The sequence below is a fragment of the Microcoleus sp. N3A4 genome (assembly GCF_036701805.1).
Taxonomy (GTDB): domain Bacteria; phylum Cyanobacteriota; class Cyanobacteriia; order Cyanobacteriales; family Microcoleaceae; genus Microcoleus.
On record NZ_JAUBRJ010000035.1, the window covers coordinates 38,406 to 64,590 of the forward strand.

The following is a 26,185-nucleotide window of genomic DNA, read 5'->3' on the forward strand; positions in this document are numbered from 1 at the left end:
ACGGCAGTGCCGTTTCCCTACCCCGATTAATTGTAGGGAAACGGCACTGCCGTTTCCTGACTGTGGGTAGCCGGAGAGCCCGCCCAAACTATTTAAAATCCCCTAAAGACCGGCCGCACAAACTGCGGCTCCAATTAACCCTACATTATCATTCAAAACAAGACGAACCGGCATCATTTCTAACAGCGAATCCATCCGGCCTTTGTGCCTAAAAGCTCTCATAAAACCCCCTTCTAGAATCAGCGGCAAAATCTTAGCAGCGATGCCGCCTGCTATGTACAAACCGCCGTAAGGTAAAAGTGTCACAGCCAGATTTCCTGCCACTGCACCGTAGGCTTCTACAAACATTTGCATTGTTTGTTCGGAAAGCCGATCGCACTTTTTGAGTGCCGCCTGTGCAATTGTCGCTCCCGGATCGACACTCTTCTCGCTTTTACCGATTTCTGACTCCCATTTTTTGATAACTTCCCCTACCTCCGGCGATTCAGGAGCAAACTTTCTGTCCCGCAAAAACTGGTAAATTGAAACAATCCCTTGTCCCGAAACTACACGCTCGATCGATATTCTTTGAATGTCGTGTTTTGCTAACAAATATTTCAGCAATTCAAACTCCAACTCCGAGCGAGGTGCAAAGTCACCGTGTCCCCCTTCCGAAGAAAAAACCTTGATGCCATTTGCCTCGGGAATTGCAAAACAATTTCCCAAACCAGTACCCGCACCAATCACAGCAATTGGATCGCGTTCGCGGGGTTTTCCTACTTGCAAAATCTGCAAATCTCGATCGTCTAAACCCCACACGCCGTAGCCAACCGCAACAAAATCATTAATTAAACTGACGCGGGATATTCCTAATTCTTGTTCCAGACGCTTCGCATCCAGCACCCAAGGCAAGTTAGTCAGTTTTGCAGTGTTGTTAACCACCGGCCCTGCGATCGCAAAACAAGCTTTTTCAGGTTGTGGTGCCAAATTTAACTTAATAGCAGCTTCCGTCAAAAACTGCTGCACCATCGGCACTAAATCGGGAAACTCCCCGCTAGGATAGCGAAACTCGTAAAGAGCGTTCATTTCACCGTTAACAGTCCTTTCCACCAACCGCAAAATTGTCTTAGTTCCGCCAATATCGCCCGCTAATAATAATGCCATAAATCTCTTTTTCCACCAAACATAACATTCCCCATTTAAACACCCACAGTATTAATTGCCAACCAAGCCCGCAGCACCTCAGCCACAGTCCAAGCTTGAGCCGTGCAGCCTCGGGGCGAGTGGGGGGCGTCGCCCTCAAAAATTTCGCTCAGACTGCCAACTCCGCCGGCCATTATATGATGTGCCATCGGTTCGAGGAATTCGCTCGCTTGTGCTGGATCTTTGTATACGTGCAAGTGTGCCAAGACAAACGGGCCAATCAGCCAGCCCCAAACTGTACCCTGGTGGTAGGCGCTGTCGCGCTGCAATTGGTTGCCTCCGTATGCGCCGCGATACTGCGGGTGCTGCGGCGAGAGGCTGCGGAGGCCGACAGAAGTTAGAAGGTGCTGGGCGCAGGCGTCTACCACGCCGCGACGCCGATCGGGCGTTAGTAACGGTGTATAGCGGTGGGTTTCCTTGACCCGCAATCCCCTTGCTGATAAAGAGTTCGGAGGCGGATACCCAGTTAATAGGGGCAGCGACACCGCGAATATCTGGTTGGGCCGCAGGGAAGGATCGTCTCCGCCCGGGCCGTCCAGAACGTCGTAGCAGTAGTTTGTTGAGTCGTTCCAGAAACGAGTGAATCCGGCTGCCGTCCGATCGCCCAATTGCTCGTATTCATAGTGAGGCTTGCCCAGTTTTCGAGCAAAACTTGCCATTGCTTGTATAGCATTGTACCAAAGCGCGCTGAGTTCGATCGGCTTACCAATCCGGGGCGTCACCACCCAATCGCCGATTTTCGCGTCCATCCAAGTCAGTTGCACGCCGGTTTCGCCCGCGCAGACTAAACCGTCGTCGGGATCGACGCGGATGTTATACCGAGTACCCTGCAAGTGCCAGTCAACAATCTCACATAACGCAGGCCAGAGTTCGCTCAAAAGTTCGTCGTCTCCCGTGGCATCGATATAAGCGCGAATTGCCTCAAAGTACCACAGCGTGGCGTCTGCGGTGTTGTATTCCGGTGCGTCGCCGGCATCCGGGAAGCGGTTCGGCAGCATCCCCCGATCGACATACCGCGCAAATGTCCGCAAAATCGATCGCGCAATTTCCCATCGCCCGGTACAGATTGTGAGACCGGGCAAGCTGATCATCGTATCCCGCCCCCAGTCGCTGAACCAGGGATATCCGGCGACGATCGTTTTGCCTTCGGGTTCCTCCGGTAGCGGGCGGCTGACGATAAATTGGTCGGCGGCGAGCACTAAGCGATCGATCCAGTCGGGAGATTTGCTCACTTTTGACCAGGTTTGCAGCAGTTCTCGATCGCCAGCGCGGCGCACTTCTAAAGCTGTACCGCCGTTGAGTTCTGGATTTTTCTCGGTGCTGGCTATCAATGTGAGAGAACTTCCCGGTGCGATCGTCATGTGAAAAGTCGCCGCGTGCAAGTGATCCTCGCAGCAGTCCAATCCGCGCCGCTTTTCTGCTGCCAAGTCAAATCCGTAGTACCAATTGTATAAGGGCGCAGAGACTCGAAATTGTGCCTCTGGTTCGGCATCCGTCAGCAGGTACAGGGGTGCAGACTTGGGAAAGGCAGTCACGCAAACCCCGCTTTCCAAGGTTTCTAGGCTCATCTGCCAGTCGCCGGCGCTCGTCGTGTGGTGGTAGTCGCGGTAGTTGACTAGGGCTTTGACAGCGAGGGCGATCGGCTTTGAGGCGCGGTGCAAGCGGTATTGAATATATGTAGTGTTAGCACTTTGTTGCATCCAAATCCGCTTTTCCAGGATAGCGTCGGCGAGAGCAAACCTCCAAACAGGCGTCGTGCCTTCGAGGTGAAAGCTTTCGATGTAGTTGTAGCCGTGGGGTTCGATCGTGCCGTCGGCCCAGCGGTTTGTATAAAGCGGATAGGGGCGATCGCGATACACAGCCGTCTCGTCCAGCTTGGCGAGCATCAAAGTGCGTCCCAGCGGGGGTTTGAGGGCAGCTACCAGCAGGCCGTGATAGCGGCGCGTGAGGAGATTCGCGATCGTCCCGCTAGCGTAACCGCCGATCCCGTTTGTGACCAACCACTCGCGAGACTCCGCCGAGTCTAGATTGCAGCAGATTTCCCGTCCAAAAGCAATAGTCATAAAATCCACACTCGCGCTAATTTATAATCTATCTTTAGGTAGATTTTCGACATGATATAAACAAGAAATATTAACCCTTGCAGGCCGCTAATTTGGCGATCGCCCCCGTGCAGATTCATGCTCTAATTTAGACATAACCAACAGCTACTTTTGCCTCATACACAATTCTAGCCTTTGATGGCTATGTCTAAAGTTAGTTGTTTGTTAGATGAAGTAATATTACCTTCTAAACAGGCGCTGAACGTTAAGGGCCAAGCATTTGATAGCGCGTCGGGCGATCGAACCACCAACCTATTTTATTTATAAGGAGAACAACTAAAAGTGAAGATAGGAGCAAATTACCTCGGCAACAACCAATGTGAATTTACCGTTTGGGCGCCCACCATCACACAAATAGCAGTCCAAATTGTTTCCCCAAAAAAACGCCTGATACCCATGCAACAATCAGCAGAAGGTTATTGGCAAACCACAGCTACAGACATTGAACCAGGAACCCTTTACACCTACCAAATCGAAGGAAAAACCGACCGACCAGATCCAGCCTCAAAATATCAACCCCAAGGCGTACACGCCCCGTCGCAAGTAATAGATCAAAACATCTTTACTTGGACTGATACAAATTGGCAAGGGGTGCCGCTAGCCGAAATGATTATCTACGAACTGCACGTCGGCACATTCACCCAAGCCGGAACATTTGAAGCAATAATTCCCCAACTCAAACAACTTCAAGAATTGGGAATCAACGCCATCGAAATAATGCCAGTAGCCCAATTCCCCGGCGAGCGAAACTGGGGATACGACGGCGTATATCCTTACGCTGTTCAAAACTCCTACGGCGGCCCTGAAGGCTTCAAAAAACTCGTCAACGCCTGCCACGAACACGGTATTTCAGTAATTCTTGATGTAGTTTACAACCACCTCGGCCCCGAAGGAAACTACCTCCGTGAATTCGGCCCCTACTTTACATCAAAATACAGCTCGATTTGGGGAGACCCCCTCAACTTCGACGACGCATACACCGACGGCGTTCGCAACTACTTTCTTGAAAACGCCCTCTACTGGTTTCGAGACTATCACATCGATGCCCTGAGATTAGATGCAATTCAAGCAATATTTGAAGTAAGTGCAAGACCTTTTTTACAAGAACTATCCGATGCCACAGCCGATATGTCCCAAGAGCTAGGACGGCAGCTTTATTTAATAGCAGAAAGCGACTTAAACGATGTCCGCACTGTACGTCCCAAAGAACTCGGCGGCTTCGGATTAGACGCCCAATGGTGCGATGATTTCCACCACGCACTGCACGCCTTGCTCACCGGAGAAGACGACCGATACTACCAAGATTTCGGCAAGTGCGAACACTTAGAAAAAGCCTTCAAAGAAAGCTTTGTTTACTCCGGCCAGTACGCACCCCACAGAAAGCGGAAACACGGCAGTTCTGCCAAAGATGAACCCGGCCATAAATTTCTGGTGTTTGCCCAAACCCACGACCAAATCGGCAACCGCATTGTGGGAGACAGACTCTCGAAAATAGTTGATTTTGAAGGATTGAAACTCGCAGCCGGCACAGTCTTGATTTCTCCCTACATTCCCTTCTTCTTTATGGGAGAAGAATACGGAGAAGAAGCACCGTTTCTGTACTTTGTTTCCCACTCAGACGCTAACTTAATTGAAGCTATCCGCAAAGACAAACAACAAGAATTTAAAATCTTTGAAGGGCGAGGCGAGTTTCAAGACCCCCAGAGTCCTGATAGTTTCCAAAAGTGCAAGTTAAACTGGGAAAAACAAACAGAAGGCAAACACAAAATCCTCTGGGAATGGCACCAACATTTGATTCAACTGCGGCGAACAATACCGGCCCTTAAAAAACTAGACAAAAACAGTCTAGAAGTGTCCAGCATTGAATCGAATAAAATCTTATTTCTACGTCGCTGGACAGATGACAGCCAGATATTTTGCATTCTAAACTTCAACAGACAAGAGGTCGCTTTTACGGCTGCACTTCCCCAAGGCAACTGGAACAAAATTTTAGACTCTGCTGATGTAAAATGGATGGGTTCAGGTTCTAGCTTGCCTGAAAAGATAAATTCAGAGCAAGAATTGACTGTTAAACCGCAGAGTTTTGCACTCTACGAATTATAGTATAGGACTTACGCAACTGGTACTATTAGTAGGGTGCGTCAGATCCCAAGACCTCAATTATTTCTCTCTAACTTCGTCTGACGCACCTTACAAGTTAATTTGACTGCGACATTTTCGTCGAGGACTGTAGCAGTAAAAAAAGGAGGCTCTGCCTCATATATTAAAAGAGAAAACCTAAAAAACCAGGAGTAAAATTAACATGATGAGAATTCCCACAACAACTTATCGGATTCAATTTCATGCAGGTTTTAACTTTGAATCGGCAAAACAAATCCTTAGCTATCTGGAAGAATTAGGAATTACCGACCTTTACGCTTCACCGATATTTAAAGCCAGAACAGGCAGCAGTCACGGATACGATGTCGTTGACTCAAACCAGCTCAATCCCGAATTGGGAACTTCAGAAAACTTTGAAGCGCTCACATACGAAATCAAAGAACGGAACATGGGATGGCTGCAAGATATTGTCCCGAACCACATGGCTTACGACACTCAAAACTTGCTGCTTTTAGACGTATTGGAACACGGCCCGGATTCCGATTATTTCGATTACTTCGATATTGAATGGAATCACGCTTACGAACATCTCAGGGGTCGAGTGCTGGCTCCGCTGCTGGGCAATTTTTATGGAGAGTGTCTTGAAAATGCCGAGATTCAACTCAAATACAGCGAAATTGGGCTGACAATCAATTATTACAGCTTACAATTGCCAGTAAAAATTGAATCTTATGCTAAATTTATCAGTCATAATTTGGGGCATTTAGCCAGGGAATTAGGCAGACGCCATCCAGATTTTATCAAGTTTTTGGGAATTCTTTATTTGATTAAAAATACACCTTCAGAAACTAAAGGTAAAGCCAGATACGATCAGATAGCTTTTGTCAAAGGGCTGCTGTGGGAACTGTACAATCAAAATCCGATGGTGCAGGAATTTATCGATGAAAATATCAATTTTTTTAACGGAGAAAAGGGCAATGCCGAAAGTTTTAATTTGCTGGACGATTTGCTTTCCGAGCAGTTTTACCGTCTGGCGTTCTGGAAAGTGGGGGCAGAAGAAATTAACTACCGAAGGTTTTTTACAGTCAACGAACTGATTTCGGTAAAAGTTGAAGAGATTAAAGTTTTTCAGAAAAACCACGAGCTGATATTCAACCTGGTTGCAGAGGGAAAATTTACCGGACTGAGAATCGACCACATCGACGGACTGTATGACCCCACAGAATATTTGAAAAGGCTCCGCGAGAGAGCGGGAGACACTTACATTACTGTTGAAAAAATTCTGGAACACGAAGAAGATTTGCCGTCATATTGGCCGATTGAGGGAACTAGCGGCTACGATTTTTTGAACTACGTAAATGGCGTTTTTTGTCGGTGCGATCGCGAACAGCAATTTAGCGAAATATATCAGAGATTTACTCGCTTGAACGTTCCCTACGAACAGTTATTTTTAGATAAAAAAGGACTGATTGTTGAGAAAAATTTAGCGGGAGATGTAGACAATCTGGCTCAACTTTTGAAGAATATCTCCGGTCAATCCAGACAGGGAAACGACTTCACTCGTCCCGGTTTGGAAAAAGCATTGGCGGCTATTTTGACGATTTTTCCAGTCTACCGAACTTACATCAATCAAGACGGTTTGAGAGAGTCCGATCGCACTTACGTAAAATATGCGATCGCCCACGCCAAAGAACAAGTACCGCGACTCCTCAAGGAACTTAAATTTATCGAAACGGTGCTGTTGCTCGAAGAAGAAGAAACCCTAACAACCGAACAAAAAGAGCAGCGCCGGCACTTTGTCATGAAACTCCAGCAGTTGACAGGGCCTTTGATGGCAAAAGGCGTGGAAGACACGCTTTTATACGTCTACTATCGGCTTTTATCCCTCAACGAAGTGGGAGGAAACCCCAGTCAGTTCGGCGTTTCGCTAGTAGATTTTCACGAGTTCAACCAACAGCAGCAAGCAGCTTGGCCGCACAAAATGAATGCTACAGCTACCCACGATACCAAACGCGGCGAAGATGTGCGAGCCCGAATCAACGTTTTGTCAGAAATTCCCGATGAATGGGAACAGCAAGTCAGGTCTTGGAGAGAGCTAAACTCTTCTAAGAAAGTCAACTTTGTGAATCGAATGGTTCCCGATACTAATGACGAATACTTCTTGTATCAAACTCTGCTCGGCAGTTTTCCATTTGAGGGAATAGACAACACTGATTATGTCGATCGCCTGAAAGATTATGTCATTAAAGCTGTCCGCGAAGCCAAAGTTTATACGGCTTGGCTGAGACCGGATAACGACTACGAAGCTGGTTTTATGACCTTTGTCGATAGCCTTCTCGAACCTTCGGAACAAAATCAGTTTCTCAAGAAATTTACACCTTTCTGGAAAAAAGTAGCTCTTTACGGAATATTCAATTCTTTATCTCAAACGCTGCTGAAAATAACTGCTCCGGGCGTTCCTGACATTTATCAAGGGACGGAATTCTGGGATTTAAGCCACGTCGATCCCGATAACCGCCGTCCCGTTGATTTTGACCGCCGAATCGAGGTTTTGCGGGAAATTAAAGAGCAAGCTCAGACGGATATTTTGCAACTGGTTGAAGATTTGATTGCGACCCGGGAAGATGCTAGAATTAAGTTGTTTTTGACGGCAAGAGCGCTAGAAGCGAGAAAAAAATACTTGGAAGTTTTTCAATCAGGCGACTATCGTCCCCTGCAAGCAGTTGGCACGTTTAAAGATAATGTTGTTGCCTTTGCCAGAAGCTTTGGAGATACTACAGTTATTGTCATTGCTCCCCGGTTTTTGGCGGGAATTGTCAAACCGGAAGAAATGCCGATCGGCAAACAAGTCTGGAAAGATACTAATTTGAAATTGTCCGAGGAAATGCCGTCGGTTTGGAAAGATGCGATTACAAATCAGGCGGTAGAAAGTAACGGCACGCTGGCAATTGGTGAAGCTCTCAGTTACTTTCCGGCAGCTCTGCTGATCGGTAAAAAATAGCAATTAAAAGCTGGAAAATTCTTGAATTTTCCGAGATTCCCATGAGGCGGACTTGAGGCTCTCCCTCAATAATACAGAATATTCCATGTATGTGCGGTACACACAATCTTGTAGTAAGTAAGGTGCGTCGCTTTCAGAGTAAATCTGCAAGTTCCATTGAACCTGTGGCAGCGACGCACCCTACATAACACGTACCACAAAATATAGCTTTATAGTGTACTTCATGAACCACCGAATATGCTGTATATTCCTTCTCAGGCACAGCCTCCAAGTAAACGAGTAGGGACACGGCATTGCTGTGTCCCTTTTCAGAATGGGTATTAAACCAGATTTGAAGTCAAAAAGCCGATCGCTCCTACCAACCAAACAAAATTTATACAATAAAGACGGCAAATACAACACAACGTATACGGTTTGCCACAATACCCGAATCGATCGCACCCCGTACATTAGGAAGAGTAAAGAAAAGCAGTCAACAACTGTAGCGGTGCAAGCCTCACGGATGCAACCGTCCCCCAACAGGTTCGGTAAATACCCCTTCATCGCAAGGTCTACCGCCCCGCAGTATAGAGATCAGCACCCTATCGAAGACTGTATTAAAGCAGGACTCACTACCCGTAAACCGCGAGGTAAAATCGCAGTCCTGAATAACCAGACTATCGCACAGATAGAACACCAAAATTTTGTAGAGATTGGAGCCGGAACACCCCTATGGGAAAAGTAGTTGGAATTGACTTAGGTACCACAAACTCCTGCGTCGCAGTTATGGAAGGCGGCAAACCCACCGTCATAGCCAACGCCGAAGGGGGTCGTACCACACCTTCAGTAGTAGCATATACTAAAAATGGCGATCAACTTGTCGGACAAATCGCCAAGCGTCAAGCCGTGATGAACGCCGAAAACACCTTTTACTCAGTAAAACGGTTTATCGGGCGTCGGGTTGACGAAGTAGCCCACGAAACCACTGAAGTTTCCTACAAAGTCCTCAAAGTCGGGAACAGCCTCAAACTCGACTGTCCCGCCCGCGGCAAGCAATTTGCCCCAGAAGAAATTTCTGCCCAAGTTCTCCGCAAACTGGTAGAAGACGCCAGCAAATACCTCGGCGAAACAGTTACCCAAGCGGTAATTACTGTTCCCGCTTACTTCAACGACTCCCAGCGACAAGCAACTAAAGACGCGGGAAAAATTGCCGGTATAGAAGTGCTGCGGATTATTAACGAACCTACAGCAGCAGCTTTAGCTTACGGGTTAGACAAAAAAAGCAACGAAACCATCCTCGTATTTGACTTAGGTGGCGGTACTTTCGACGTATCTATTCTAGAAGTTGGCGACGGCGTGTTTGAAGTGCTCGCGACTTCTGGAGACACTCACCTCGGCGGTGACGACTTCGACAAAAAAATCGTCGATTTCATCGCTAACGAATTCCAAAGAGCCGAAGGAATTGACCTCCGCAAAGACAAACAAGCACTGCAACGCCTGACAGAAGCAGCCGAAAAAGCCAAGATTGAACTTTCGAGCGTTACCCAAGCCGAAATCAACTTGCCGTTTATTACCGCGACTCAAGACGGCCCAAAACACTTGGACACGACTTTGACGCGGGGCAAGTTTGAAGAACTGTGCTCGGATTTGATCGATCGCTCTCGCATCCCCGTAGAAAACGCGATTCGCGACGCCAAATTAGACAAATCTGCAATTAATGAAGTTGTCTTAGTTGGCGGTTCTACACGCATTCCTGCGGTGCAAGAACTGGTCAAAAAAATCCTCGGCAAAGACCCCAACCAAACGGTAAACCCGGATGAAGTGGTCGCAGTCGGTGCAGCAATTCAAGCCGGCGTACTCGCAGGCGAAGTCAAAGACATCCTGTTGCTAGACGTTACTCCGCTATCTCTCGGCGTCGAAACCTTGGGCGGCGTGATGACAAAAATTATTCCCCGCAACACCACTATTCCTACTAAGAAGTCGGAAACTTTCTCGACTGCTGTAGACGGCCAAACAAACGTGGAAATTCACGTTTTGCAAGGCGAACGGGAAATGGCGAATGATAACAAGGATTTGGGAACCTTCCGCTTAGATGGAGTTCCACCTGCCCCCCGCGGCGTACCTCAAATTGAAGTTACTTTCGATATCGACGCTAACGGTATTTTGAATGTAGCTGCAAAAGATAAAGGTACTGGCAAGGAGCAATCTATTAGCATTACCGGTGCTTCTACTTTGCCCAGCAATGAAGTCGATCGCATGGTGAAGGAAGCCGAGTCGAATGCGGCTGCTGACAAGGAACGTCGCGAACGGATCGATCGCAAAAACCAAGCTGATTCTCAAGCCTATCAAATTGAGAAGCAGTTGGCAGAATTGGGCGATAAAGTTCCCGCTGATGACAAAACTAAGATTGAAGGGTTGCTTAAAGACTTGCGATCCGCGATCGAGAGTGAAGATGACGATCGGATCAAAACCCTAACAACCGAGTTGCAGCAAGCATTCTATGCTGTCAGCAGCAACCTGTACCAGCAAGCAGGCGGCCCGACTGACGGCCCCGGCGGCCCCGGCGGCCCCGGCGGCTATGGAGACGGCGGCCCTACAGGCGGCGGCGACGACGTGATTGACGCCGACTTCACAGAAGGCAACAAATAAAAGGCTAAATTAAAAGCCCGCAGCTAGAAGCAAGAAACCCGGTTTTGAACAGAAACCGGGTTTCTCTGTATGATGAAAGTAGTTAACGTCTTGATGATTCGGCGATTGAAATCGCTTAAGAGTCAAACGAAGTCCGCCTGCGCGGACTAAGAAATAAAGTCAGGAGTAATCTAAATGTCTCGTTCTCCTATACAAAATTCCTCCGCAAATACTCTCAGCCAATCTCATGTAGCATCCTTGCGCCGACTGCGCCGGATCAGCCATTTACTAGACAATGCAATTCCGATTCCCGGCACAAAATACCGCATCGGACTCGATCCGATATTGGGACTGATACCGGGCGGCGGCGATTTTATCAGTTCAATTTTTGCAGGCTATATTGTCTTCAAATCCGCTCAAATGGGAGTGCCTCAAGAGACTTTAGTACAAATGGCAGCTAATATCGTATTTGATACAGTTGCTGGTACTGTACCGGTGGCTGGAGACTTGCTTGATGTTGCTTGGAAAGCTAATGTCAAAAATATAGAATTGCTGGATGCTCATTTAGGCTCCCCCGAACAAGGCAAAAAAGCCGATTGGCTATTTGTGGCGGCGTTGCTGTTGGGTTTGATGTTAATTGTCGGAGGTGTAATTTTCTTGAGCGTGATGCTTTTTGGGTGGTTATTTCAAGTAATTACTGGACGTTAATTTTCATTAGGTCATTGCGATATAGCAATCCTCGCATCAGCCGCCTCTCTCGAGCGAGACAAGAATCCTTGCAGTGCGAGCCAGAAAGCTCGCGTATAATGCAAGCAAATCATTTAGGATTGCTATAGTATATCAATATCATGGCGAGCGAAGCGAAGCAATCGCAGGGACTGAAAATAGCAACGCAAAACCCGCATAAACTCAATGTCATTGTTCGTTATGCGTCGCAATCGCAGTCGATTAAAATAGCCAAACAAAACCCGCATAAACTCAATGTCATTGTTCGTTATGCGTCGCAATCGCAGTCGATTAAAATAGCCAAACAAAACCCGCATAAACTCAATGTCATTGCGAACGAAGTGAAGCAATCGCAGGGACTGAATCCGAAGCAAGTGATGAGCGTGCCGATCCGTCGGAGGCGATCGACTGATGATACACCGCCGAGAAAATCTGGACTGTAAACTGCGCTGTCATTCGCAAGTGTTGCGAAGAATCTCCGTGGGGTGTCTCGCCCGCCCTACGCCTTCTCTTTATCCTAAAATATATATTAAGGGTATTGACAAATATATTTAAATGTGTATAAAACTCTAAAATTTGTTTAAAACTAGCTATTTACTAGATCGCCCTTGAGTCAGATATAGTTATATAATCCAGACTATAATATCAACTTGATATAAATGCTTGAATTATCAGCCCTTGGGCTGCTACAGTTGCAACCCCTGCACGGCTATCGGCTAAAGCAAAAACTGGAGCTGTTTATGAGCAGTTGCATCAGCGTCAACTACGGAGCGATTTACCCGCTGCTGAAGCGCTTGGAAGAGCGAGGGGAGATTTCGGTAATTGCCGAAGAAGCCGGAGATGCGGGCTGTCCGCGCAAAATCTACGGAATTACCCCCAAAGGGCGCGAACTCTGGCGGGAAAAAATGCTCGAACACCCTCAAGAAAGCTGGGTTAACAGCGGTTCCCGGTTCCAAATCAAGTTTTTCTTTTTTGGCGACTTAGAACCGGCAGAACGGATGAAATTGTTGGAACACCGCTTGCGAGCCTGTTACACCCGGCAAGACTACATCGAAAGTCTCAAAAACGAATATCCACTAACCAACGGCTATCAATTCGCCTCTCGCGATCGCTGCAAGTCAGTGCTGGCGTCAGACATAGAGTGGTTAACCGAGCAACTAGCTAAGGAAAGAAGCGCGATCGCCGGAGTGCGCGACTCCCCAACCTCCGCTGAATCCGGCGACTCCCAGGGAAAATCCTTCCAACTAACCCACTCAGGTGAGTCATAAGAAGGATGTGTAATCTTCCCTGTCTATCGTAACTTTTGAGAGATAAGAAAAAGCTTTCCTAAAAATAATCACCCCCTGGCTTGACTAACTGCGATCGGACTAAAGCCAAGCACATAACCCCAACCCCATTAAAAAGGAACTTTCCAGATTCCATCCCCTTTAAAAGCGCTTGTCCTGATTCCCCCTGTTTGAGGGGGGGCGCCGGAGGAATCAAAGATTCCACCAAAGTCTCAGTAAGTCAGATGTTAAAAAAAATCTAAGTGGTGCTGCCCATGAGTTATTCTAAATCCCCAGAATCCGTCGTTGAAGCTGAAGAGCAAAAATCTGCCACACCGGAACTGCACACAGTCGATGCAGACAGCGATCGACCGGATGATTTTCCCCCTATTGTCGATCGCCCCGAGCCTGGTAAACCGCGATCGCGCTGGCCCCTAATTGCCGCGATCGCGATCGCCACAGGCGCAGCAGGTATCGGCTGGTACTCGTGGCAATCTAGCCATAATAGCGCACAGCAACCGGCAGCAGCAGCCCAACCCCAAGCCATACCAGTCAAGCTCGCAGCCGTAGAAACCAGCTCAGTCCAAGATTCCTCGGAATTTGTCAGCAGCTTAGAGGCCAAGCGTTCGGTAGAAATCAAACCCGAAGTAGAAGGGCTAGTCACGGAGATTTTTGTCAAATCCGGGGACTTCATAAACAAAGGGCAAGCCATCGCCCGCATGAAAAGCGACAGCGCCCAAGCTGACTTGAGGCAATCCCAAGCCAACCTGATCCGCGCTCAATCCCACTTAGCCGAATTGCAAGCAGGAACCAGGCCCGAAGAAATCGCCCAAGCTCAAGCCCAAGTCGCCCAAGCCCAAGCCAACCTAGCCCAACTGCGATCGGGCTCTCGGCCAGAAGAAATTGGTCAAGCCCAAGCCCGCGTTTCCCAAGCTGAAGCCGACCTCGCCGACGCCCAAACAGGTAGCCTCTTAGAAGACATCGCCCAAGCCAGAGCGCAAATAGAGGCAAGCACAGCCGAAGCAAAATTAGCCAGCCAGCAGCTTGCCAGATATCAGGCATTGGCAAAAGAAGGCGCAGAATCCGCCAACACCCTCGAGGAATACACCCAAAAAGCAGGCACCGCCAAAGCCAACCTCCGAGAAGCTCAAAGGCGGTTCGAGCAGCGGCAAAAGAACAGACAAGCCGAGATCGAGCGCCGGACAGCGGCCTTGCAACAGCAGCGGCAAGCTTTGCGACAATTGCAAAACGGTTCGCGCCCAGAGGAAATAGCCAAAGCCGAAGCAGAAGTCGCACAAGCCAAGAGCAGATTAGCGCAGTTAGCCAACGGCACCCGCCAAGAACAGGTAGATCAAGCAGAAGCGCAAGTTGCCGAGGCCGCCGCTCAAGTGCGCGGCTTTGAAGTACAACTGCAAGAAACTGCTGTCATCGCGCCCTTTGCGGGAGTTATCGGCGACATACCAGTGAAAGTAGGTGATTACTTGCAAAAAGGTAACGCCATTGCCACCTTGACTGAGAACCAATTGCTAGACTTGCGGTTATCAATTCCTTTGGAACGGATGCCTCAATTACGCTTAGGGCTGCCAGTACAAATGCTCGACGCTCAAGGTAAAGCGATCGCCCAAGGTCAAATCAGTTTTATCTCCCCGAATGTCAGCGCCAATTCCCAAACAATTTTAGCTAAAGCCACCTTTCCCAACCCCAGCGGCGAACTGCTTAATCTCCAGTTTGTAAAAGCTAAAGTCATCTGGAAACAGAACCCCGGAATTTTAGTTCCAGTAACAGCAGTCACTCGTTTAGGCGGGCAAACTTTTGTCTTCACAGCTCAAAAGCCGGAACAGCCAAAACCTGGAATGCCTCCTTTAGTAGCCCGACAAAAGCCCGTAAAATTGGGAGCCATTGAGGGGAATAATTATCAAGTTATCGAAGGTTTGCAAGCCGGGGAAAAAGTTGTTACCGCAGGCATCCTTAACCTGACAGACGGCGCTCCCATTAAGGCTCAAGAGGAAGGGCAAGGAGCAGGGGAAAAATTACCAGTAGAAAGCAAAAAATAAGGTACGTAGTTGCACTTGGGCGCTCTTAAAAGGCGAATTAAGAGCGCCCAAGCGCAACTACATACCAAATCTGAAACTACTTGATTGCTTAGCTAAAAAGGGGGCTATTTGAATTTTTGAATGAAGTGCAATTAGGAATTAGCAATTAGCAATTAGCAATTAACAAAATTATGTTTGCAGATTTCTTTATTAAACGACCTGTATTTGCTAGCGTCTGCGCCTTAATTATTATTTTGGTAGGCGCAATTAGCATTCCGAGCCTGCCTATCGAACGCTTCCCCGACATTAGCCCTACCCAAATTAGCGTAACTGCTAACTATAACGGGGCGAGTGCTGAAATTGTCGAAAATGCTGTTACGAACATCCTAGAAAGGCAAATCAACGGCGTTGAAGGACTCAAATATCTAACTTCCAGTAGTAGTAACGATGGCACCAGCACCATCACAGCTACCTTTGACCCGTCACGCAACAAAGATATCGCCGCAGTCGATGTTCAAAATCGAGTTGCAGTTGCTCAACCACAACTACCAGATGCCGTACAACGCACAGGAGTTAGAGTTACAAAACAATCTACAAGTCTCCTATTAGCGATCGGCTTATTTACAGAAAATAAAGAATACGACACCATATTTTTAAGCAACTACGCTGACCTATATTTGGCAGATGCCTTAAAACGGGTAAAAGGGGTTGGCGACGTGCGAATTTTTGGGGAACGCCGCTATGCAATGCGTTTATGGATAGACCCCAATAAATTAGCAGCTCGCCGTCTCACAATGCAAGATGTAACGAGCGCTCTTAACGAACAAAACTTGCAAGTGGGTGCTGGGAGAGTTGGCCAAGAACCTGCTCCACAGGGGCAAATGTATCAAATTGACTTGCGTGCTGAAAGTCGCCTGAAAGAACCAGCAGAATTTGAAGAAATCGTCCTCAAAACAGAGACCAATGGAACGTTAGTTAAATTAAAAGATGTGGGGAGAGCAGAACTAGGGGCAGAGAATTACAGCTCATTTCTGCGATTTCGAGGCAATGATGCAGTAGGTTTAGGGATTTACCAACTCCCGGGAAGTAATGCTTTGAATGTTGCCCATGCCGTCAAAACAGAAATGGAAAAACTAGCGGTTGGTTTCCCTCCGGGGTTGGTACATAGAGTAGCGCTGGACACGACTTTGTTTGTAGAAGAGTCGATGGCCGAAGTAGTAAAAACGCTATTTGAAGCAATCTTGCTAGTGGTGATAGTGATTTTTGTTTTCTTGCAAGACTGGCGCACAACTATTATTCCTACCATCACAATTCCAATTTCTTTGATTGGGACGTTTGCCTTTATCAAAGTTTTCGGATTTACTATCAACAGTTTATCTCTGTTTGGTCTGACATTAGCGACGGGATTAGTGGTGGATGACGCTATCATTGTAGTAGAAAATATTGACCGCCTGATCCGCCAAGGTATGAATGCCCGCGAAGCGGCTTTTGAGTCAATGCGGGAGCTTTTTAGCGCGGTAATTGCGACTTCTTTAGTGTTGATGGCAGTGTTCGTGCCAGTGGCATTTTTTCCCGGAACTACAGGAGCGCTTTACAAACAATTTGCGCTGACAATTGCTTTTTCTGTACTGCTTTCTACATTTATTGCTATTACTCTCACGCCCTCGCTTTCAGCTATATTACTGCGTCGAGGTCAGAAGTTTGGGGGCCCGCTAGGTTGGGTTTTTGACCGTGTTAATGGAGTTCTCGATTGGGTACAGCGGCAATATCGCAAATCCTTAATATTTCTCACAGGAATTAAGACTATTGTCACCCTCGTGTTCATCGCTTCTCTCGGAGTAACAGCTTGGCTTTATTTATCAGTCCCCACAGCATTTATCCCGGAAGAAGACCAGGGCTATTTTCTGACAATTATTCAAGGCCCCCAAGGTGTTTCGCTGCAATACACTCAGAAAGTAATGGATCAAGTAGAAGCAGAAATCCTCAAACTTCCTGAAGTTGTCGGAACTTTTTCAGTGGGTGGATTTGGTTTTAGCGGTAGCACTTCTAATCAAGGCATTATATTTACTACACTTAAAGCCTGGGGAGAACGTCACGGAGAAGATCAAACAGTACAAGCGATTATTGGCAAGTTACGCGGTCAGTTTTTAGCTATTCCAGAAGCTAGAATTTTCCCGGTGAATCCGCCGGCTATTCAGGGTTTGGGTCAATTTGGAGGCTTCCAATTTCAATTGCAAGACCGCAAAGGTAACAGCGGCTTAGATGCTCTGGTTCAGGCGATGGGCGGGATTTTGAAGCAGGCGAATCAGACGCCCGGATTGCAGGCGGTATTTAGTACGTTTGCTGCGAATACGCCTCAGTTAATTGTGGAAGTTGACCGCAATCGGGCTAAGGCTTTGGATATTTCTGTTAATGATATTTTCAGTACGCTACAAACGGCTCTGGGTTCGCAGTATGTGAATGATTTTAATCTCCAGCAGCGCAATTATCGGGTGTATGTCCAGGCAGATAAACAGTTTCGTGCTAATCCTGAAGATATTGGGAAATTGTATGTGCGTTCTGGGAAAAATGAAATGATTGCTTTGAGCAATTTGGTGAAGTTAACTCCGGTGGTAGGAGCGCAAACTGTTAATCACTACAATTTATTTAGATCGATTGAAATTAACGGTACTCCTGCTCCGGGAGCGAGTTCTGGACAGGCTCTAAAATCGATGGAAAAGGTTTCTGCTCAAGTTTTACCAGCAGGTTTTGGCTATGAATGGTCGGGGACTTCTTTAGAAGAAATTGAGTCGGGCGGTCAAGCACCGATTATTTTCGGTTTGGGGCTGATTTTTGTTTTTTTGGTTTTGGCTGCTCAGTATGAGAATTATGTCGATCCTTTCATTATTTTGCTAGCGGTTCCTCTGGCGATTTTAGGGGCGCTTTTAGCTCAGTCGTTGCGGGGTTTGGCGAATGATGTTTATTGCCAGATTGGTTTGGTGATGTTGATTGGGTTGGCTAGTAAAAATGCGATTTTAATCGTGGAGTTTGCGAACCAGTTGCGGGAGCGGGGGTATCCAATTGCTAAGGCGGCAGTTGAGGCTTCTCAAGAGCGTTTACGACCGATTTTGATGACTTCTCTGGCTTTTATTTTGGGTATTGCTCCTCTAGTTAACCCAGAAGGTGCGGGTGCAGCGAGCCGCCGATCGCTAGGGAATGCGATCGCCGGGGGGATGGTTGTTTCTACGTTCTTGAGTTTGTTTATGGTGCCGGTTCTGTATGTGGTGATTGTCTCGGCTCGCGATCGCTTTACGAAGCGCGATCGCCCGCAAAATCCGCCCGATGATGGCACAATTTTGAACGGGAAAACGACTCCCGGCGAGGAAGTTGAACGCGATAAAGTATCGCCGTTGTAGTTGGTAAGTTGAAAAGGCGATCGTTTTGTGAGTCTCATTGGTGCGATCGCCCAAAACCCGCCAATCCCGCATCAAAACCCCCAAAGTCCCCAGATTAGTCCGGGAATCAATTCTTCAATCCCAAATCCCAAATCCCAAATCTAAAATCTAAAATCTAAAATCTAAAATCGATTGACGGCGGCCCCCATCTGCGGCTACGCTTTGAAGTGAGAGGTTGCTTGCTTGTAGAGGGAGGCAGCCCGCGTCGCCCAAAAATCTAGTTGCACTGCCCAAAGCTGCTACCAACAGCAATGGACAGCATAACCGCCAAACTGGTATCAGCAGTCTGGAGGCTAACGGGAAATCATAACATTTTCTGTAGCCGCCCTGCTATGTGTTGAGAAGCGGGGCGGCTAGGTTTTTGGGTTTTCCTAGAAAACCCAAAACCAGGAGAACATAATATGTCACAGGAATTCGTGCCTGACGACAACAAATTTGATCGCCCAAATGACGACTCAGCAGCAGTATGCGAACAGGAAGTGGTGCTGTTAACGGTTGTCGGTTCGCCCAAGGGTGTCAGGGAAACCATACTCACTTTGTACCGGCTGGGATTTGCCGAAGTCGGCGATTGGAGCCCCGTACAACGTGCAGCTAATCCGAAGCAGGTGATGAGCGTACTGATCCGTCGGAGGCGGGCTGATGGTACACCGCCGAGAAAATCTGGACGGTAAGCTGCGCTGTCATTCTGAGTGAGTAGCTTAGGATTTACGCACGGGTGGTCAGAAACCGGGTTTTTTACGAGAAGACTTCGTTTTGGTCGATAGATTCGCTAAAAAACCCGGTTTCTAGCCCTCGGAGTATGTCAGTTCTGTCTGAAAGTCGCATCCATAAGTAGGAGATGCGACGTTCTTTCCCAGATCACGGGTACTACTTCTTAGGACCTGACTTTAGCACGTGAAGTAGTAGGGCAATTGAGCGGATCAGGATTGCGATCGCTAAGATAGTTCCCTCAGTTCCCCAATATTGCGGTGGTAGAGTTGCTGGAATATTGTTCGGTACTGAAATAGTTAGCTCACCTGTATAGATAGGTGCTTGGGGTAGACTTGGTGTTTCAGACAGGTTGGTGTAGATAATGTGTGCTTGAGACATAAAATTGTGAGTCCTGTGAAGTACAGCCTCATCTTATAAAATGACTTACTGAGGTCAAAACTGAGGAATAATTGACTTGATAACTGAGTTCGTGACTGACTTACGCCATAAATTCTCATCGGTTTAGCAAAATATCCGTAATTATCTGGATGTGACTGGTATTATTGATATAATTCACTTTTCCCAGATAAGCTATGGCACGATCTGTTAAAATTGATCCAGACCGCAAGCAACAAGTCATATCAGCTATTGAACGGAATGGGTTCCTGACTCAGGGAGAGTTAGCAGCAAATCTAGAAATAGCCTTATCCACCCTCAGCAACTTCATCAACGGTAAATCTGTTTCTATATCGAGCTTTGAAAAAATCTGTGAAGCTCTTGGGATAGACAAACGAGAAATTCTTAAACCAATTCACTCAGATAGCGATTCTTCGCCCGAAGATTCTACTTTCCCACAAGGTTTTTATGCCTATGACGCTCCTTGGGTAGGTCGAGAAAAGGATATTGAAGACCTAAACCAGCGTGTTAATCGAGGGGCTAAAGTTATTGTTATTCAAGGGATAGGTGGTATTGGTAAAACCACCTTAGCTGAATGTTTCTTCAAGTTTCGCAAATTAAAATATCTAAAACTCAGGATGGCAACAGCAACTTCCTATATTAACCCTGCCGGAGACGCGATTGATGAATTGCTGCGGGAACTTGAAGAGCCGAGTCAAAACTTTAGGGGTAAACTACAGCAGCTAAAACGACAACTCCAAATAGGAAAGTTGGGCATACTGATTGATAACCTTGAACCTGCACTTGATAAGCATGGCAAGTTTATCGAACCTCACCGCGACTATCTAGAGCTTTTAGGAGTTTTATCTGATGCCTCTGTACAGTCAGTTACCCTTATTACCAGTCGAGAATTCCTTGAAGAGTCTGGTGTCACTTTTGAGCGATTGCCACTAAAGGGCTTAGATGAGGAGGCATGGGAGCAGTTTTTTTGTAGCCGAAACATTCAAACGGATACTGTAACTCTTAATGCAATTCACAAAGCTTACGGAGGTAATGCCCTCGCGATGACGATACTCTGCGATCCAATTAAAAGATACGATAATGTAGCCGATTATTGGCAGCAGCATAAAACTGATGATAATTTATTAGTTGAGACTCGTATTGAAAATCTAATCGAGGAGCAGTTAAACCGTCTTGAAAAAATTTACCCGGAAGCCTACCGACTGCTCTGCCGTTTAGCATGCTATCGCTATCAAGATGTACCGAGTATTCCGATTGAAGGACTATTGTGTTTGTTGTGGGATCTACCCAAGGAACAACAACAAACACAGGCAGTAATATCCCTAAAAGATCGCTCTTTAGTGGAGTTTAGTAACAAAGAATACTACCTGCACCCAGCAATTCAAGCATTAGCGCGAGCGAGGTTAGAATTAACTGATGAATGGGAGATAGTGAATCGCAAAGTAGCGGAGTTTTATTTTGGCATTGCTATTGATACTGAGGATAAACATCAAGTAAAAGCTGCCTTTGAAGCCTTTAAACACTTTTATGAAATTCAAGACTTTAATTATTGTTGTAAAACTCTTTTAGATAAAATTTTAGGAGCCAATTTAGGAGATAACAAGGACAATCTGGATAATTTAAGATGCTCAGTCAATATTTGGAACTATACAACTCGTATTTTAAAAATGGGCGAAAATATTGTTGAAAAGTTGCCAGAACGGTCGAAGTTACTAATGCTCATTCCTATAGGTGTCTGTTATTCAGATATAGGAAAAAACTATAAAGCTTTAAAAGTCAGCCAAGAAATTATAGAAATTACTGAAAGGTTAGGTAAATTAGACGAACCCAATAACGAGGAAATTATTTTTGGAAAAGTAGCAGCTTATTCAATTTCTGGTAGAGCAAATAGATTAATTGGTAAATTTCAAGTATCTTTAAATGAATGTGAAAAAGCTATTAAAACTGCTAATGATTCTAACCTAACTAAGCTAAAAGCTTTAGCTGTATACGAACTTGGAAGAGCTTATATAGATGCAAACAAACCAGGAAGAGCAGTTAATTGTTTTGTAGTTGCTGCTTTTCAAGGAATTGGGATGACAGTATCAGAAGAAGCTCGTAAATTTTTTAAGCTGTTATTCGATATACCCAAATTACTACCTCGAATCGAAAATGTATTACAAAAAAATACTCCTCAAGACACTAGAAGTAATAACATTAAACAATTTAGGATAATTTATAGCATTGCTCAGTGCTTCAACTTAATGTCGCTGTCATTGCATCCCTTAGCTGAATTTTTTGGCATGAAAGCCTTAAAGTTAGCCGAAAGTGCCGACGACAAAAGCTGTAAAACTTGGGCTTACCTGGAGCTTGCTATTTGCTACAGTCGCATTGGAAATGAGAAAAAAGCTAGCCAATATTATAAACAGGCAGAAAATAACTTGATTGATGAAGACGAAACTTTGGTTGTAGTTACGGTTTTGAGCAAAATTGCCGAATGGGATTACCAGCAAGGTAGAGGTTCATATGAAGCCTTGGAAAAATTAGAAAAGTTGCTGCAAGACACTGATTTTCATTATTTACAAGCTCGTGTCTACTATAGCCTTAGTCTTACTAACTACAACACATTAGGTCGTGTTGCAAGGGCTAATGATTATTGTGATCGCGCCTTATCCATCGCCACAGAATTAGGAATCCCGCTAGCCAAAGAATGTCAGGAATTGAAGGAACAATTACTCAGAGAACAAACATAAACTGCTCTCGTTTAGTCGCGAAAGTCATTAACTCAATCCCCCCACAGCCAGCACTCGCATCAAGTCCCATCCGGGGCGTACCCGGAGTCTTTTTGAATATCTTTTCGCTGATCGCCCCCCATCGTGCAATAATGATATGAATTGCACAAAAACTCTATTAGTAGGGTGATCCTTGCCCCCCTTCCTACTACAGGTAGCGTATCAAATGTTAATTTGTGCAAATTCTCAATTAAACCTGCTGTTGCTCTACACACTTTTTTCCTAATGGCTGAAGTCCCCCTAAATCCCGCAGAACTTGCAGAAGCCCTCAACGGCTTTACCGATATCAATTTCCAATTGCCAGACCCCGAAGACGAACAAATACCAGAATTTGACTTTGAAAATCAAGTTGACAATGCCTGGAAAGTGTGCGATCGCTTCGACTTGCAAACCGACATTTGGCGGGGACGCATTCTCCGAACAGTTAGAGACAGAGAAAAAAAAGGCGGCGAAGGACGCGGTACAGGCTTTTTGAACTGGCTCAAAGAAAGAGAAATTGGCAAAAGTCAAGCCTATTCTTTGATAGAATTAGCTAATAGTGCCGATACTCTGATCCAGCAAGGAGATTTAGACCCAGATTCCATTAGAAACTTCAGCAAAAGAGCCTTCGTCGAAACCGCCAAAGCATCTCCCGAAGTACAGCTAATGGTAACAGATGCGGCATCAAAGGGCGATCGCATCACCCGCCGCGAAGTCAAACAACTCTCCGACGAATGGATGGCAATGAACTCAGATTTATTGCCAGAAGAAGTCAAAGAAAAAGCATCTAGCGGTTCTTTACCTTCCCGCTACCTCGCTCCTTTAGTCAAAGAAATGGAGAAACTCTCCCCATCTCACCAAAGCGAAATTCAAAAAGAAGTAGCAGAAAATCCCGACGTAGATACTGTCAAACAGCTAACTTCCGACGCCAAGAACTTATCAAAATATCTCGACGCAGCCGCCCAAGTGCAAGCTCTCAATCAGTCCCACCTCGACATGGAAATGGCCTTAGAAGAATCTTTGCGAGTCGGCTGTTTGGGAACGACAGCCGACGTTGTAAAACAAGCCGCACAGCTAGAACAAACAGTAGTCAAGCTATACACGATTTGGAAGCGTTTAGGCAGTTTGGCAGATAGATTGTACGTGGATACAGGAGCAAGTACACCCAATTTGCGGTTGCTTTTGGGATGCTTGGACAGTCTTTCGGGAGAAAAGATTGAAGTGGATTTCGGAGATGGAGAACGCTCTATTCGCTTGCAAATTTTCAGCGAATAGCTCAACCCTGACCGCAGATAAACGCCAACATCCAGGCTCATTATCTGCGTCGAACCCTGTTCATCTGCGGTAAAAATTTCTGATTTTTTTCCAAAGATAGCGGGGATGCAAATAACGCCGATATTTGGTAACTACTTCTTTCCCCAACATAACCACACTCAGCCAAAAACAAACCTCGGCCACAACAGCCAGAACGACAGATAAAGTAGTTTTTTGGGTAATTTCCAGCGGCAGGAACGGTACAACAAACAAGATTGCCACCCAAGGCAAAAAAGATACAATAAATAAAAACAAACCGAGTTTTTGCATAGATTCACATAATACAGCTTTGATATCACCATTATCTGTTAGTCCGCTGAAAGTGGACTTCGTTTGTATAGTAGCGAGTTCAATCTCCTCCTTCACTGCAAACTCACATCTGGCACCAATGTCAGCAACAGGCAAGATGCCTGTTCCACAAGAATATTTAGTATTTGTGGAACAGGCATCTTGCCTGTTCTTGAGAATGGTTCAACATATGACTAAAAACTTAATTGACAAGCATCTCCACCTCAATTCTTAATCCCCGTCGCTGCAATCCCCCGAATAAACTGCCGCTGACCGACCAAAAACAGCAACACCACCGGCAAACTCCCAATCACCACCGCCGCCATCAACAACTGCCAACTGCTAGTAAACTGTTCCTGAAACTCGGCCAAAACCAACTGCACAGTCCGCAACTCCGGCCGCGTCGTAAACACCAGCGGCTTAAACAAATCGTTCCACTCCCCGATAAAGGTAAACAAAAACAGCGTCACCAAAGCAGGGCGGGCCAAAGGCAACATCACCTGCCACAAAACCTGCCAGCGGTTAGCCCCATCCAGCATTGCCGCCTCCTCCAACTCCACCGGAACAGTCATAAAATACTGGCGCAGCAGAAATATCCCAAAACCGTTAGCCGCCGTCGGCAAAATCAGCGCCCCGTAAGTATTCAGCAGATGGCCCCACTTCAAAACCAAGAAAATTGGAATCACCAAAAGCTGAAACGGAATTACCAATGTCGCCAAAACCCCCAAAACTAGAGCCTGCCGCCCCCGAAACTTCAGCCTGGCCAAGGCGTAACCGGCCAAAGCAGAAGTTACAACCTGAAAACCCGTCACTGCGATCGCCACTAGAGTAGAATTAAGGAATGCCAACAAAAAATTGCCTCGCCGCCAAGCCTCCTGATAATTCGCAAAAGTCAGGCCTGTGGTCTTGACACCAACACCAGATGGTGACAGCGAAACCACAAATACAGCAGCCAGCGGCAGCAGCACCAGCCCAGCCCCCGCCAGCAACAAAATAAAACTCAGCAATTCCAGCGCTTGAGACCTGTCAAAGGATTTACCCATAAATTTGTGAATTAACCTAAAATAATAAGCCTGTGAGGTTCTCCAACCCATCGCCTCCCAGATTCCCATACAACAACATAATATGTCGTAGAGGGAAAGAAGGAGTACCAGGGGAGGAAGTTGTAGTTAGGATATAATGTTATGGATAGAGTTGGTACTGTAAAACCCTTAAAGGTGGAGACATAGACCGTATTTCTATCATCTATTTCCGGGCAAAAGATCGACTAACGACTAATTCAAGTAATTAGTAAATAGATAGCATTCTAGCGATAGTCTTTCTGGAGTGTTCGACGGCAAAAGTCCGGCAAACACGCTGAGGACGCCAGTTTTTCCCGGAGCGTCAAAGAAAAGTTCTTTGTCGAAAGAATCCTCAGCTATAATCTCTGATTTAGATGGGGTGCGTTCAAAATAGGTAAAGTGTACAGTCACTGACCCCTAATTTTAAAGGGGTTTCCAAACATCCCACAAGCTTATATAAGGAGACTACATATCTATGCCCCAGCTTGAGGCCAGCCCAACAATTGACTTTCAAACCGAAACTTACAAAGATGCTTACAGCCGCATCAACGCCATTGTGATTGAAGGCGAACAAGAAGCTCACGACAATTACCTGACACTGGCCGAACTGTTGGCTGATAAAAAAGCAGAGTTAGTTGGCTTGTCCAAGATGGAGAACCGCCACATGAAAGGCTTCCAAGCTTGTGGCCGGAATCTTAAAGTCACGCCGGACATGGCATTTGCCAAGCAGTTCTTTTCGGAACTGCACAGAAACTTCCAAACGGCCGCGGCCCAAGGTCAGATTGTAACTTGCTTGCTGATTCAATCGCTAATTATCGAGTGTTTTGCGATCGCAGCTTACAACATCTACATCCCCGTCGCCGATGACTTTGCCCGCAAAATCACCGAAGGCGTCGTCAAAGAAGAATACAGCCACCTCAACTTTGGGGAAGTCTGGCTGCAAGCTCACTTTGAGGAATCCAAAACCGAACTCGAAGCCGCGAACCGCCAAAACCTGCCCATCATCTGGAAGCTGCTAAACGCTGTCGCAGACGATGCCCGCGTCTTGGGAATGGAAAAAGACGCTTTAATCGAAGACTTTATGATTGCCTACGGCGAAGCCCTAGGTAACATTGGCTTTAACAACCGCGACATCATGCGGATGTCAGCACAAGGCCTCGCAGCCTAGCTAATTTGGAAATAAGGAATGGGAAAAAAAATAAAATTTAAAAAATA

18 protein-coding genes are annotated in these 26,185 nt (G+C 46.4%); 12 read left to right on the forward strand and 6 right to left on the reverse strand.

Going from position 1 to position 26,185, the window contains the following annotated elements:
• Positions 1-102: 102 nt before the first annotated feature.
• Together QUA56_RS20300 and QUA56_RS20305 are read right to left on the reverse strand one after the other, a co-directional pair.
• A complete protein-coding gene (locus tag QUA56_RS20300) occupies positions 103-1,143 on the reverse strand; it encodes a glucokinase (protein ID WP_333360840.1) in 1,041 nt (346 codons plus the stop codon).
• Positions 1,144-1,178: 35 nt separating this feature from the next.
• On the reverse strand, positions 1,179-3,245 hold the full coding sequence (locus tag QUA56_RS20305; RefSeq protein ID WP_333360842.1) for an amylo-alpha-1,6-glucosidase: 2,067 nt from the start codon (positions 3,243-3,245) through the stop codon (positions 1,179-1,181).
• Between the two features lie 321 nt (positions 3,246-3,566).
• Here QUA56_RS20305 and treZ point away from each other — a divergent pair, with 321 nt between their 5' ends.
• The 9 genes from treZ (at position 3,567) to QUA56_RS20350 (ending at position 19,121) form a co-directional block, all read left to right on the forward strand.
• On the forward strand, positions 3,567-5,387 hold the full coding sequence (gene treZ / locus QUA56_RS20310) for a malto-oligosyltrehalose trehalohydrolase (protein ID WP_333360844.1): 1,821 nt from the start codon (positions 3,567-3,569) through the stop codon (positions 5,385-5,387).
• Between the two features lie 202 nt (positions 5,388-5,589).
• Complete coding sequence (gene treY / locus QUA56_RS20315) at positions 5,590-8,385, forward strand: malto-oligosyltrehalose synthase (protein WP_333360893.1); 2,796 nt, start codon at positions 5,590-5,592, stop codon at positions 8,383-8,385.
• A gap of 711 nt (positions 8,386-9,096) precedes the next feature.
• A complete protein-coding gene (gene dnaK / locus QUA56_RS20320) occupies positions 9,097-11,013 on the forward strand; it encodes a molecular chaperone DnaK (protein ID WP_333360846.1) in 1,917 nt (638 codons plus the stop codon).
• 174 nt (positions 11,014-11,187) lie between these two features.
• A complete protein-coding gene (locus QUA56_RS20325) occupies positions 11,188-11,700 on the forward strand; it encodes a DUF4112 domain-containing protein (protein ID WP_333360848.1) in 513 nt (170 codons plus the stop codon).
• Between the two features lie 140 nt (positions 11,701-11,840).
• The gene (locus tag QUA56_RS20330) at positions 11,841-12,161 is read left to right on the forward strand and encodes a hypothetical protein (protein ID WP_333360850.1); all 321 of its coding nucleotides are present in this window, start codon (positions 11,841-11,843) and stop codon (positions 12,159-12,161) included.
• Positions 12,162-12,377: 216 nt separating this feature from the next.
• Positions 12,378-12,986: a PadR family transcriptional regulator gene (locus QUA56_RS20335; protein ID WP_333360852.1), complete on the forward strand. Its 609-nt coding sequence runs from the start codon at positions 12,378-12,380 to the stop codon at positions 12,984-12,986.
• 272 nt (positions 12,987-13,258) lie between these two features.
• Positions 13,259-15,037: an efflux RND transporter periplasmic adaptor subunit gene (locus QUA56_RS20340; RefSeq protein ID WP_333360854.1), complete on the forward strand. Its 1,779-nt coding sequence runs from the start codon at positions 13,259-13,261 to the stop codon at positions 15,035-15,037.
• Between the two features lie 170 nt (positions 15,038-15,207).
• On the forward strand, positions 15,208-18,411 hold the full coding sequence (locus QUA56_RS20345) for an efflux RND transporter permease subunit (RefSeq protein ID WP_333360856.1): 3,204 nt from the start codon (positions 15,208-15,210) through the stop codon (positions 18,409-18,411).
• A 440-nt stretch (positions 18,412-18,851) separates the two neighbouring features.
• Positions 18,852-19,121 carry a hypothetical protein gene (locus QUA56_RS20350; protein ID WP_333360858.1) on the forward strand — a complete coding sequence of 90 codons (270 nt, stop codon included), beginning with the start codon at positions 18,852-18,854 and terminating at the stop codon, positions 19,119-19,121.
• 196 nt (positions 19,122-19,317) lie between these two features.
• On the opposite strand, the gene QUA56_RS20355 is transcribed toward QUA56_RS20350, so the two are convergent.
• Entirely contained in the window at positions 19,318-19,539 is a 222-nt protein-coding gene (locus QUA56_RS20355; protein ID WP_333360860.1) for a hypothetical protein, read from the reverse strand.
• Positions 19,540-19,733: 194 nt separating this feature from the next.
• Here QUA56_RS20355 and QUA56_RS20360 point away from each other — a divergent pair, with 194 nt between their 5' ends.
• Entirely contained in the window at positions 19,734-22,289 is a 2,556-nt protein-coding gene (locus QUA56_RS20360; protein WP_333360862.1) for a helix-turn-helix domain-containing protein, read from the forward strand.
• A gap of 264 nt (positions 22,290-22,553) precedes the next feature.
• Positions 22,554-23,582, forward strand: a complete 1,029-nt coding sequence (locus tag QUA56_RS20365; protein WP_333360864.1) for a hypothetical protein — start codon at positions 22,554-22,556, stop codon at positions 23,580-23,582.
• A gap of 60 nt (positions 23,583-23,642) precedes the next feature.
• On the opposite strand, the gene QUA56_RS20370 is transcribed toward QUA56_RS20365, so the two are convergent.
• The 3 genes from QUA56_RS20370 to QUA56_RS20380 all read right to left on the reverse strand — a co-directional run bounded on the left by QUA56_RS20370 (position 23,643) and on the right by QUA56_RS20380 (position 25,381).
• Positions 23,643-24,026 carry a transporter suffix domain-containing protein gene (locus QUA56_RS20370; RefSeq protein WP_333360866.1) on the reverse strand — a complete coding sequence of 128 codons (384 nt, stop codon included), beginning with the start codon at positions 24,024-24,026 and terminating at the stop codon, positions 23,643-23,645.
• A 107-nt stretch (positions 24,027-24,133) separates the two neighbouring features.
• Positions 24,134-24,952, reverse strand: a complete 819-nt coding sequence (locus QUA56_RS20375) for a carbohydrate ABC transporter permease (RefSeq protein ID WP_333360868.1) — start codon at positions 24,950-24,952, stop codon at positions 24,134-24,136.
• A 231-nt stretch (positions 24,953-25,183) separates the two neighbouring features.
• Positions 25,184-25,381 (reverse strand): hypothetical protein, encoded by a 198-nt coding sequence (locus tag QUA56_RS20380; RefSeq protein WP_333360870.1) that lies wholly within the window; start codon positions 25,379-25,381, stop codon positions 25,184-25,186.
• 64 nt (positions 25,382-25,445) lie between these two features.
• Here QUA56_RS20380 and QUA56_RS20385 point away from each other — a divergent pair, with 64 nt between their 5' ends.
• Positions 25,446-26,138 (forward strand): aldehyde oxygenase (deformylating), encoded by a 693-nt coding sequence (locus tag QUA56_RS20385; protein ID WP_333360872.1) that lies wholly within the window; start codon positions 25,446-25,448, stop codon positions 26,136-26,138.
• Positions 26,139-26,185: the final 47 nt, after the last annotated feature.